The sequence below is a fragment of the Shewanella dokdonensis genome (genome assembly GCF_018394335.1).
In the GTDB taxonomy this organism is placed as follows: Bacteria; Pseudomonadota; Gammaproteobacteria; order Enterobacterales; family Shewanellaceae; genus Shewanella; species Shewanella dokdonensis.
Genome location: NZ_CP074572.1, coordinates 2,452,859 through 2,465,582, shown reverse-complemented (window position 1 = coordinate 2,465,582; position 12,724 = coordinate 2,452,859). Strand labels below are relative to the sequence as shown.

10 protein-coding genes are annotated in these 12,724 nt (G+C 48.5%); all 10 read right to left on the bottom strand.

Annotated features, from left to right (window positions below):
* Entirely contained in the window at window positions 1-441 is a 441-nt protein-coding gene (locus tag KHX94_RS11795; RefSeq protein WP_244859125.1) for a formate dehydrogenase subunit gamma, read from the bottom strand.
* A complete protein-coding gene (locus KHX94_RS20520) occupies window positions 414-629 on the bottom strand; it encodes a cytochrome b family protein (RefSeq protein WP_244859124.1) in 216 nt (71 codons plus the stop codon). Before KHX94_RS20520 ends, KHX94_RS11795 begins: the two co-directional genes overlap by 28 nt.
* Window positions 626-1,531, bottom strand: coding sequence for a formate dehydrogenase subunit beta (gene fdxH, locus KHX94_RS11790; RefSeq protein WP_213680787.1), 906 nt, complete (start codon window positions 1,529-1,531; stop codon window positions 626-628). The genes KHX94_RS20520 and fdxH overlap by 4 nt, the downstream gene beginning before the upstream one ends.
* A gap of 2 nt (window positions 1,532-1,533) precedes the next feature.
* Window positions 1,534-4,551, bottom strand: a complete 3,018-nt coding sequence (gene fdnG / locus KHX94_RS11785; RefSeq protein ID WP_213680786.1) for a formate dehydrogenase-N subunit alpha — start codon at window positions 4,549-4,551, stop codon at window positions 1,534-1,536.
* 608 nt (window positions 4,552-5,159) lie between these two features.
* Window positions 5,160-7,466 (bottom strand): S9 family peptidase, encoded by a 2,307-nt coding sequence (locus KHX94_RS11780; protein WP_213680785.1) that lies wholly within the window; start codon window positions 7,464-7,466, stop codon window positions 5,160-5,162.
* Window positions 7,467-7,590: 124 nt separating this feature from the next.
* Window positions 7,591-7,791: a hypothetical protein gene (locus KHX94_RS21135; protein WP_280529564.1), complete on the bottom strand. Its 201-nt coding sequence runs from the start codon at window positions 7,789-7,791 to the stop codon at window positions 7,591-7,593.
* Complete coding sequence (locus KHX94_RS11775; protein ID WP_280529563.1) at window positions 7,785-9,095, bottom strand: DHA2 family efflux MFS transporter permease subunit; 1,311 nt, start codon at window positions 9,093-9,095, stop codon at window positions 7,785-7,787. The genes KHX94_RS21135 and KHX94_RS11775 overlap by 7 nt, the downstream gene beginning before the upstream one ends.
* Window positions 9,096-9,098: 3 nt before the next feature.
* Entirely contained in the window at window positions 9,099-10,316 is a 1,218-nt protein-coding gene (locus tag KHX94_RS11770; RefSeq protein ID WP_213680784.1) for an HlyD/EmrA/EmrK family protein, read from the bottom strand.
* A gap of 35 nt (window positions 10,317-10,351) precedes the next feature.
* Window positions 10,352-10,819, bottom strand: a complete 468-nt coding sequence (locus tag KHX94_RS11765) for a MarR family transcriptional regulator (RefSeq protein ID WP_213680783.1) — start codon at window positions 10,817-10,819, stop codon at window positions 10,352-10,354.
* A 792-nt stretch (window positions 10,820-11,611) separates the two neighbouring features.
* Window positions 11,612-12,508 carry an AraC family transcriptional regulator gene (locus KHX94_RS11760; protein ID WP_213680782.1) on the bottom strand — a complete coding sequence of 299 codons (897 nt, stop codon included), beginning with the start codon at window positions 12,506-12,508 and terminating at the stop codon, window positions 11,612-11,614.
* Between the last annotated feature and the right edge of the window lie 216 nt (window positions 12,509-12,724).

The window sequence follows — 12,724 nt, the reverse complement described above, 5'->3', positions numbered from 1 at the left end:
CTACTTCTCCTCTTCTTTAAAATCGTCCAACATCGCCGGATGATGTTTACGTGCCCAGGCTTTAGAAACCTTGCCGTACAACATGCCGGTAATGGAACCTTCGATCCAGGTCGCCATCCAGAAGTGCACCACGATGGCAATCAGCATCAGAATGGCGCAGGCCGCATGGATTAGCGTTGCCCAGTTAACAGTGGAGGCCTCAAACAGAGGTGCAAAGTACGGTTGCCACATGATCACGCCGGTCACGATAAAGGCGATCACAAAGATAACGAAAGCGCGGAACAACATCTTCTGTCCGGGGTTGTAATGTCCCACCGGCGGAATGTTTTCCTCTTTCTGCAACAGTACCCACACCACGGCTTTCATCCAAGGCCAGTCATACTTATCCCATTTGTTATGGTGGTAATAACGGATCAGTAGCAACCCCAGCAGCAAACACATCGCAATCCCAAAAACGGGTGCAGCACTTTGGCTAACTGCGGTGTTCCCACAATCCCACCAAGCCACTGAAACGACGGGTAGAAGAAGGAAAAGCCGGTAAGAAAGGTCACTAGCCCAACCACAACAATGGTCCAGTGACATAACCGGTCAAACAGCTTATGACGCACAATCATCTCTTGCTTGTTCATTTGCTGTCCTCCTCGTTCTCGGCCGCAGCATCAATGTAGCCCGGTTGATCTTCCTCCACGATATTGCGCCCCACGGTGATGCGGTGCATCAACGCAAAGGCGGCAGTAGCGATAAGCCCCGCGGTGCCTAATGGTTTGAGCCAGTCCTGACGGACTTCGGTTGCCAATGGCACTTGGGGATCTTTCGGCATGTAGTAGCTTTCAGGATCATTGATATCATGGAAGATCATCATCATCGCAGTGCCACCCACGCCTTCAGGGTTATACAATCCGGCATTTTTGTGGCCGCGCGCCTTGAGTTCCTCCACCCGTTTTTCCGCATAGAACAGCATGTCCTCGCGGGTACCATAACGCAGTGCGCCAGTGGTACAGGTCTTGACACAGGAAGGCTCCAGCCCAACAGCGGTGCGGTCGGAACACAAGGTACATTTGTAAGCCTTGTTGTCCTTGGCACTGATCTTCGGAATATCAAACGGACAAGCACTGGCACAGTAACCACAGCCAATGCATTTGTCCGAATCAAAATCCACCGTGCCGTTGGCGCGCTGAATAATCGCGCCAGCGGTAGAACAGGCCTTCAAACAAGCCGGATCGGCACAGTGCATACACGCCGAGTGAGTAAACTGCCAACGTAACTTGCCAGCCTCCTCAATCTCGTTGTACTTCATCAAGGTCCAGCATTCTGGCGACAGTGATGGTGGGTTCTGGTAAGAACCACTGAACTCACCAACCTCTTCACGTAGATCGTTCCATTCTGAACAGGCCACCTGGCAGGCTTTGCAGCCATTACACTTGGTCGCGTCGAACAGTTTGGCAACTTGCTTCACGCCGCCAACACGCGCCTGCGAGGCAGGCGTGATGTCGGTGGTGCCAGAGCGGCGAATGATATCTTGTTCAGCCATAATCAGATGCCCTCCGCCTTTTCTACGTTAACCAAGAACGCCTTGTACTCAGGTACGCCGGTGTTGGCATCCCCCATTTCGGTGGTCAGTACGTTACAGGTGTAAGCCTTCTTGATCAGTGCGTTGTGACTGCCATGACGCGGGATACCCAAAGTGTGCACTACCTGGCCGTTTACTTGCAGTGGCCGCAACCGTTTGGTCACCAGCGCTTTGGTGATGATATGACCCCGTTTGGAGCTAACCTTCACCCAGTCGCCATTCTTGATGCCCTTCTCGGCGGCCAGCACTTCATTCATTTCCACAAAAGTTTCCGGCATGGAAATCGCAGCCAGTCGGCAGTGTGTGGTCCAGAAGTTAAAGTGTTCGGTCAGCGAGTAGGTGGTACAGGCGTACGGGAACTCCTCTTTGGTGCCGATAGTCTCTTTAACCCCTTCAAACCAGCGTAACACTGGGCTGTGCACCACCTTAGGATGCAGCGGGTTAGTACCAATGGGAGACTCAACCGGTTCGTAGTGTTCCGGGAACGGTCCTTCTTTCAGCAGCTTCAGGGCGAACAGACGACCCACACCTTCAGGCTGCATAATGAATGGACTGGCGGTTTCTTGTGGGGTCAGCTTCATGTTGAAGTCACCCACGTCGATACCGTGCCACTTACCATCTTTCCATTCGACGATGGTACGTTCTGGATCCCACGGTTTACCATTGATATCACAAGAAGCGCGGTTGTAGAGTACCCGGCGATTCATCGGCCATGCGAAGGTCCATCCCGGCGTGATCCCTTTCCCTGATGGGTCATGGTTATCACGGCGCGCCATGTTATTACCTTCTTCGGTCCAGGAACCAGCATACAGCCAGCAACCACATGCGGTACTGCCATCGGCTTTCAGTTCACCAAAACCACTGACCTGACGGCGGCTAGCAACATCGTAACCGTTCAGCTCTTTGGTGAGTTCTTCTGAACTTGGATTATGCTCAACGGCATAGTGCCAGTTCACCGCTGCCACAGGTTCTGGCAGCACGCCAGCTTCGTCACGATAGAGCTTTTTCAGCTCCAACATGATGCCTGAGACGATTTCGGAGTCGGCCATCGCTTCACCCGGCGCATTAGCGCCTTTCCAGTGCCACTGCATCCAGCGACCGGAGTTAACGATGGAACCTTCTTCTTCAGCAAAACAGGTAGTTGGCAGACGGAACACTTCGGTCTGGATCTCCGCGGTGTTCACTTCGTTGAAGCCAGGTTCATTTTGCCAGAAGGTCGCAGTCTCAGATGACAGGTTATCCAGCACCACCAGATACTTCAGTTGGCTCAGAGCCTTCAGCGTCTTATTGCGGTTCGGCATGGAGTTAATGGCGTTAACCCCTTGCACCAGCAGCCCGTTAACCTGGCCGCGGTACATCATGTCGATGTGCTTACCGAAGTCATACATCTGATCCCATTTTGGCAACCAGTCGTAGCCAAAATCGTTCTCAGCAGTGGCGGCATCGCCCCAGAATGATTTCAGCAGTGACACGAAGAACTTCGGATAGTTTTGCCAGTAGTTGGTCTGGCCCGGACGTAAAGGTTTAGGCGTATGTGCGGTTAAATGCGCTGCCAGTGTCGGTTCTTTATCACTTGGCAGTTTCAGATAACCCGGCAGGCTTTGTGCCAGCAGCCCCATGTCAGTAGCGCCCTGCACGTTAGCGTGACCACGCAGCGCATTCACGCCGCCACCCAGCTGACCGATGTTGCCCAGCAACAGTTGCACCATCGCCATAGTACGGATGTTCTGTGCACCTTTGCTGTGATGGGTCCAGCCCAGCGCATACATAAAGGTGGCCACCCGATCTTTGGTGTGAGTGCTGCCGATCATTTCGCACACCGTCTGGTAATCATCTATCGGCGTTCCAGTAACGTTACTGACGGTCTTGAAGTCATAACGTGCCACATGCTGTTTCAGCAGGTTCCAGACGCAACGAGGATGTTGCAGGGTGTCATCGACTTTCGCGTAGCCCTGTTCATCCAGTTCGTAATACCAGGATTCGGTGTTGTAAGCGCCTTTTTCTTCATCAAAGCCGCTGAACAGACCATCATGGAAATCAAAGTCTTCGCGGATGATATAACTGGCGTTGGTATACGCTTTCACGTAGTCGTAGTTCACCTGTTTGGTGTCGATCAGATAACGGATAACCCCCAGCAGGAACGCGATGTCCGTACCGGAACGTATGGGTGCATAGTGATCGGCCAATGCGGCACTACGGTTAAAACGGGGATCGACCACGATTAATTTGGCATTATTGTGTTGCATCGCTTCTGTCACCCAGCCGAAACCGACAGGATGTGCTTCCGCAGCATTACCGCCCATAATCACGATCACATTGGAATTCTTGATATCGATCCAGTGGTTGGTCATGGCACCACGCCCAAATGTTGGAGCAAGACTTGCTACCGTTGGGGAGTGTCAGTTACGCGCAATAGTATCGATCGCGACCATGCCAAGAGCACGGGCGAATTTCTGGGTCGCAATACCGCTTTCGTTCGACATACCGGACGAAGTCATCATCCCGGTAGTGAGCCAACGGTTGACGGTGACACCCATAGCATCTTTCTGCAACAGGTTGGCATCGCGATCCTGCTTCATCAGGCGGGCAATGCGTTTGAACGCTTCATCCCAACTGATACGCTGCCATTTATTGCTACCGGCAGCACGATACTCTGGATATTGCAGACGGTGAGGACTGTTAACATAGTCCACCAGACCAGCACCTTTCGGGCATAATGCGCCACGACTTACTGGATGGTCTGAATCACCTTCGATATGGAAAATTGCATGTTCTGAGTTTTTGCCGCCGCTGTTTTGACTGTACATCAACAGGCCACAACCCACTGAGCAATAAGGGCAATTATTGCGGGTTTCTTTGGCTCTGAGCAGCTTGAACTCTCGCACTGCGGCATAGGCCTTGTCAGACATCAACCCCAGCGCAGAAATCGCTGAAGTTGCCGCCCCGGCTGCACACAGTTTGAAAAACTGTCGTCTGTTCATAGGAGATCTCACACTTGTTGTTATGAGTACGATTGGCAGTCCGCAGACCACCCGTTCGGAAAGCAGCCAATAGCGCCACTATCCGTGATCTAATTATCCGCAAATGGAAAATAGATAACAAATAACGACAAGTGACATTGATCACATATGATTTTTGACAGAATCAAACATAGATAAATAGTTTTATTTAAGAATATTAAACTGTTTATATCTTAATTTTAGATTTTAACTCCATTTATTAACAAATTTGCTATGAGTCATTTTGTCTTAGCTATAGTGGTAAAGATGTCGCATATTGATAAATGACTAATATTAAATGTGATATTGATCACTAAAAATGCCAATTCAACCGATATTCATAAACGCTCAACATCATTAGCATCGGCCAAAAAGTACTGATGGGACATTTTTACCCTAGCAGACGCCACACTGCATCATTATTGTCAGCAGGCGACAGGCACTGTCGACGACGAACAATCGCCAGCAACAGTACCGCCAAAGTCACCAGAGTCATCGCTGGAACATCTGTGGTTAGTGATTAGATAACTATCTGGTTAAAAGAAAAAGCAGCACCCATCGGCACTGCTTTTGGCGATTACTGTGTCCCGCTAGTGAGTGGGTTGCAACAGATATTTTTCGAAGAAGCGGGTCTTCAATGTTTGCAGGTGCAAGCTTGTCCCCTCACCTTCTTTAAGCGCGTGGGTGCGGTTTGGGTATGACATAAACTCAAACTGCTTGTTGTATTTCACCAGCTCGTTGATCAGCTCTTCAGTGCCCTGATAATGCACATTGTCATCACCGGTGCCGTGCACCAGCAGCAACTTGCCAGTGAGATTTTTGGCAAAGCTGATGGGTGAACTCTGGGTATAGCTTGCGGGATCTGTATTCGGATTGCCTGAGTAACGCTCCTGGTAAATTGAGTCATACAGCCGGATATCCGCCACTGGCGCAAATGCAGCGCCGACCTTAAATTTATCACCATGACGGAACAGCAAGTTCAGCGTTGAGCTACCACCACCGGAATGCCCCCAAACACCCACGCGCGCAGTATCGATTTGCGGCCAGCGTTTAGCCATGGCATCCAGCGCATCCACCTGATCGCGCACAGTCACTGTGCCAATTTTCTTATAGATGGATTTACGCCAATCACGGCCCTTAGGCGCACGGGTGCCACGGTTATCCACCGACACCATGATAAAACCATGCTGCGCCATCATGCTGGACCACAAATAGTTATCGCCGCCCCAGGCGTCTTGCACCGTTGAGCCCCAAGGTTCGCCGTAGACATAAAAAATAATCGGGTATTTTTTGGATTTATCCATATGCGGCGGCAACATCACCCAACCATCCAGCACCACGCCATCACGCGCTTTGACCTGGAAAAACTGATGTTGCGGTAGATCCAGTTTGGCGAGTTTAGCCTTTAGCTCTGCATTATCGGTCAGCGCTTTAATGGTTTTATGACCATCGACTTTGATGATTTCGCTGGAAGGCGGCACATCAAAGCGGCTGTGAGTGTGCATCGCTAGGCTGCCATCTTTGGCAATGTAGTAACGGTTATTGCCGCTAAATTGTTCTGGAGTAATGCGGGTCACTTGGCCGCTGCCATCGAGACTGGCCTTAAACAGATAGCGTGCTTCTGGATGATCGGGTGAGGCGGTGAAATAGAGACTGTTGGTGGCTTCATTTAAGGTCAGCAGTTCGACCACATCATAGTTACCCGGCGTTAAATCGACCACGCTTTTGCCGTCGCGGGAAACTCGATACAGGTGGCGCCAACCGTCACGTTCACTGTGCCAGATAAAATGACTGCCGTCTTTTTCCCACTCGGCTGGATAAAACCACTCCAAAAACGCCGCATCATGTTCGGTCATAATGGTGTGCAGTTGCTGCTTTTGCCAGTCAAACAAGCGCAATACATTGGTGTTCTGTGGCCGATTCACATCTTGGATCAACACCGCTTCACTGGTGCCAGCCCAACTAATGCGCGGCACATAGCGGTCACGGTTATCCCCCGGCAAAGGTGCCCAGCGGGTTTTGCCGTCCTTAACATTCACCACCCCAATACGCACGGCGGAATTCTGTTCACCGGCTTTCGGATAAGGGAACTGGGTAATCGTTGGATACAGCCCGGCGGTGTTGTTGATCATGGTGAATAACTTCACGCCGCTGCTATCGAGCTGCCAATAGGCGATATTCTGGCTGTCAGGGCTCCAGAGGAAACCATCCTTGATGCTGAATTCCTCTTCATAGACCCAATCAAAATGGCCGGTGATTAAGGTATCGCTGCCATCATGAGTGAGCTGCGTTACCTTGCTGCTGCCCAGCGCCTCTAGGTAGATATTGTTATCTTGAACATACGCCACGCGTTTACTGTCGGGCGAGAATTTAGCAAACATCAGCTTTTTAGCCGCGGGTTGTGCACCGCCCAATTGGTACAATGTGTTGCTCTTGAGATTTAACACCCAGAAATCACCGCGGGAACGGCTGCGCCATACCTTTTGTCCATTGGTGAACACCAGCAACCATTGACCATCATCTGACCACTGATAATCTTCAATGGTGAGCGCCTCTTTGGCCCCCTTTGGCGTTAATTGTTCCAGCGACACCAACACCTTTCGACCGCTACCATCGGCTTGATAAAACACGATGTCGCTACCTTTGACGCCGTGTTCTTCTTCAGCTACGTTGGGCTTGGCGTCGGCTTGTTTATCGCGGGGCTCCAGCACGGTATAACCACTGCCATCATCCAGCCAACGAAAGTAAGGCGCACGTTGCAGTTTGAATGCTTTATCTTGATAAATACGTTTGAGGGTGAGTGCAGCGCTGCTGTCTGTGGCAGTGCCAGAAGCGGCACAACCACCAAGACCCAGTAGCAAGGGCGCAACACATAGTAGAGATTTATAGATATTCATGAGTTTTGTTATTGAATTTATTACTGAAAGAATCAGCTATTCATTAACATAAATCACATATTTTATACAATATTTTGTCAGCTAAACTTCGTTAGCAGATGTGTACCGTCCTTGGTACTAACGCTTAATGACTATGAAAGAAAGGTGGTTTAGCAAACCAGATAATCACTATCAACCCCGCAAACATCCAGCCCAGCAGCGTGAAGTAGTCGATGGTTGACATCATTACCGCCTGCTGTTGCAGCAAGCGTTCAACTTGTGCCAGATTACTTTGGGTAACCCCGCCCAGCTGCTGTAAATAATGCTGTGCTTTATCATTTAACAAACTGATATTTTCGTTGAGCTGCGCCCGATGGAATATTTCGCGCCGATCCCACAACCAGATACTGAGCGACGAAGCAAAACTGCCCCCAACACCCGCAGGAAAGTGGCAAGCCCAGAACCATCGGCAATCTCATGGTGTTCCAGATTTGACATTAAAATGGTGGTCAGCGGCATGAAAAACAACACCACGCCGATGCCCATAAATAACTGCACTAACGCCACCGTGGCAAAATCCACCTGCAAATTAAAGCCGGCCCGCATAAAACTAGACGCCCCCATCACAATGAAGGACCCCGTCACCAGCAGCCGTAGATCAAACTTGTGCGCATATTTTCCCATCAGTGGCGACGTTAATAGCGGAATAACGCCCATTGGTGCTACCGCTAATCCCGCCCAGATGGCGGTATAGCCCATGTTGATTTGCAACCACTGAGGCAAGATAAGCGCGATAGCAAAAAAGGCCGCGTAGCCCAGCACCAGCGCAATGGTACCCGCAGTAAAGTTACGGTCACGGAACAGCGACAGATTCACAATAGGATGATCACTGGTGAGCTCCCAGATAACAAAAGCGACCAGCGACACCAGCGATATCAGTCCCAATGACACAATAAAATTGGACGAGAACCAATCGAGGTCATTGCCTTTATCCAACATGATCTGCAATGCTCCGACGCCAATGACCAGCAGCGACAGCCCGCCAAAATCGATGGGGTTGCGCACCGTGTCTTCTTGGCGACCACGGAGTTGAATAAACACCAGCAATGCAGCAAAAATCCCAATGGGAACATTGATATAAAAGATCCAGCGCCAAGAGTAATTATCGGTGATCCAGCCGCCGGTTATTGGCCCAACGATCGGCGCAACCACAGTCACCATGCCGATCAACGCTAGTGCTAACCCCCGCTTATCTCGCGGGAAAATCGCCATCATCAGCGTCTGTGACATCGGGAACAACGGCCCTGAGAAAAACCCCTGCAATGCCCGAAACAGGATCAGCTCATTCATTGACTGCGCGATACCACACAGGAACGAGGTAATCGCAAACATGATCACTGAGATAAGAAACAGCTTGGTTTCGCCAATCGTACGCGATACCCAGCCGGTCAACGGCAGCGCAATCGCATTACAGACCGCAAAAGAAGTGATCACCCAGGTACTTTGATCTGATGATACCCCGAGGTTACCCGCAATGGTGGGCAATGCCACGTTGGCAATGGTGGTATCCAGTACCTGCATGAAGGTCGCCAACGACAATCCCAGTGTCGCCAGCGCCAAACTCTGCGGCCGGAACTGATAGTTGCTCATCCGTTAGTTGCCCTTACTTTCAGCGGTGACGGCTACATCAAGGTTGATACCATTTTCCTGAAGGATCTGGTTAACCAGTTTATGGGCATGTTGCAGTTGATCGTCGTAAATATCGGTGCTGAAACGCGGCTTAGTCACTGGTGTTTGCGCCAGCAATGGACCATTTTCATCCTTGAGGTGCACAGTCACTAACGTTGACAGCCCAATACGCAACGGATGTTGCTTAAGCTGCTGCACATCATCCAGCACGACCCGCACCGGCAGACGCCGCACGATTTTGATCCAGTTGCCAGTGGCATTTTGTTCCGGTAACAACGCAAAGGCACTGCCGGTACCAAGCCCTAGGCTAGCGATATGCCCATTAAAATGCACATCATCACCATAGAGATCCGCCACGATATCCACCGGCTGACCAATGCGCATATCCGCCATCTGGCTTTCTTTAAAATTGGCGTCAATCCAAACCTGCTGCAATGGCACCACCACCAATAACGCATTGCCAACGGTCAACTGTTGCCCAACCTGCACCGCACGTTTGGCAATATAGCCAGACTCTGGTGCCTTAATCTGGGTGTACTGCAAGTTAAGATAGGCATTCTGCAACTGGGCAATCGCACTCTTAATCGCCGGATGATTGGCAATAGTGACACCTTCGGTGAGTGCCAGCTTAGCGTTCAGAGCCTGTTTTACCGCGGTTAACTGATTCTCGGCGGCTTTCAGGCTGTCATGGTAATGGATGACTTCTTCATCAGAGATCAGCTTACTTTTCGCCAGTTTAACCCGCCGCTGATAATCGGCTTGCGCCTGCCGGTAATTGACTTCCTGCACCTGCACCTGAGCCTGGTAGTTGTCGACATCGTTATACAAACCACGAGTCTGACGCACCACATTGGCTAGGCTTGCTTCGGCGCTGTCCAGTGCAATCCTAGCATCACTGGGATCCAGCTTTACCAGCGTCTGCCCTTTCTCCACATAATCCCCTTCGTCGGCAAAGACTTGAGTTACCGTCCCAGCAATTTTAGGGGCAATAGAGATAAGATTACCTTGGACATAAGCGTCATCAGTGTCCTCATAAAACCGGCCATATTCCTGATGGTAGACGTATGCCCCAATGCCTGTTGCGGCAGCAACCAGCAACAATCCCAACAGGTATGTCTTACGTTTGCTGGGTTTTGCCGAGGAAGGTGCTGCTGGCTGTTTGTCTGTTGTTTGCTCAACCATAAATGAAATGTCTCGTTCGATATTCAGATAAAGGGTTATTCCGGTTGCGGCTCCAGCACACCACCGGCGATAAGAATTTTGCGCAGCAAGTGTTCCAACTGTGCAATGTCTTGGTCATCCAGTCCCTGGGTGAATTCGTTCAACTCTTCGGCAATCACTTCTGGCATCTGCTGACACAAAGCATGGCCACTGTCGGTAAGTTGCAGTGCAATGCGTCGCCGGTCATCGTCATGTCGTACCCGCTGTAGTAGCTGTTTCTGTTCCAGCCGATCTAACATGCGAGTAATCGCGCCGCCATCAATAGAAAGACGCTGGCTCAGCACTTGGCAGCTTTCAACATGATCGCGGTGGAGCAACATCATCACTCTGAACTGTTGCGCCGTGATATCCAGCGGCAATAAGTGCCGGGTGAGTACCCGGTCTTTGTATTGGTTCACCAGATGCAACAGGTGACCCAGCGAAAATTGGGTTTGTTCTATCTTGTCGGCGGTAAAGTATGCCATGCGAATATTTGCCTAGGCAATTAAATAAAAACGAATATACGCCTACGCTGCTGCTGATGCAACTGCGATAACTCCGCACGCCCCTTACTGATGAGGAATATTGCCGCCTTGAGTCTGTTAAGGTGGTAGCGCAATGCCTGTCGCGCTACCCATCACGCTGACACCAAACTGGCATTACATTGCCACTGGCGCGGCAATCTGTTTAAAACGAAATGACCTAAAATGTGTGTATTGGAAAAGAAAAGAAGTAGATGACCTTGTTCTCGCGACATAAGGTCTATACAGCATGTATAACCCGCACACCACTGAGATAACCGCCGCCAATATTGAGAAATATTTCAAACATAGCATCATAGCTCCCAGTGGCAATGCAGCATCCCAGTTACAGGCACTGCCCCAAAGCTTACAAAACAAGGCCGAGGTGTAACTCGTATCTGTCTGCTCCCTAATGCTGTGGAGAATATGGATGCCCAAGCACGGCTTATCTCGACTACGGCATCTTTCAGTAAAAGCCTTGGCAATTCCGAAGAAGAAAAGGCGTTGTCTGTATTTTCGGAGTTGAATTCGCGGGTAGTGGTTCCTTAAAATTTACACGTCACCACATGTTTCGCCCCACCTTTCTAATGAGGTAAAATGATTGGTAGTGATAGATATCAGATATATTTGTTCAGTAATATTAACAAGGACTGAGAATTAGGTATTTACTTGCTAAAGAATGTTAGACAATGTTTAAAAACATGAAAATATATTATATATAAATAAGTTACAACCAAAAAACATTAAATTATTACACTATTTAACTTCACGAAAAGTTACAGTGTTAGATTTTCTCCATTTATATTTATTGCGAAATTGAATCGGAGTCATTTTTAAACTTATTTTAAAAGCATCATTAAAAGATCTAATACTATTAAAACCACTTTGTTCGGCAATGATTGGGATAGGTATTTGTGAACAGGCAAGTAAGTTTTGTGCTTTTTTCAACCTAACCTGGCGATACAGGTCAGTAAAAGTAGTGTTTAATTCATTCTTTATCCAGCGCTTTAATGTGGATTCACTCATGTTTAAGGCTTTAGCACAACTAGAAAGAGATTTCTCGTTTTGACCTTCTAAAAAATCAATCAGTTTTGTCACATTTCTGTGAGGATGGTACATAAAAACTTCATTGTACAGTTGAGTATCATTGAAAAATTTATTTAACACTGATAGTAGGGTTGTTACTCTTTCAAAAGATGAGGTTTTCTTTAATTTTATCAGTGGCTCGATATAACAATCATAATGAATACTTTTTTCTAGTGTTAGCGATACACCGTTATGTATATCATTTAGCCAATGCTTTAATGAGTACATTTCTGGAATATTGAGGTTTAATAATTCCTGACTAAATAAAATGATAACCACATGTTCGGCATTATAAGTTGAGTCCCAAGTATGAGGCATAAAAGGTGGGATAAGAATTAACTCGTCTTTACTGCTTTTGGACACATCATCACCAATGTAGCGATTACCTGAACCACCAATCAACATCAACAACTCAAAGCAATCGTGAGCATGCCAATCAAAGATGGGAGCCCTATCCCTTAGATGATGTACCCGAATCGAACTGTTAGGGGCAAACTTAGTAAGTTGAATTTTCGCCATTTGAGCTAATTCTTCTAGTAATCGAGCTAATACTGCCGATACTAACATGTTTTACATTTTAGTCTATAGCCAATCCTAAACACGACTTTCTTATTTAAGAAATTATAAGCAAGAATTTTGGATTTAACTTAATGGGTAAAATAAACATATGAAAGTAGCTTTAAATAATAAATTAAATATTGTTTTTGACTTGGATGGGACTGTAATAAAAAATGGCGTAAAAATGCATGATACGATTAGTGATTACATACTGAATTTATCAAC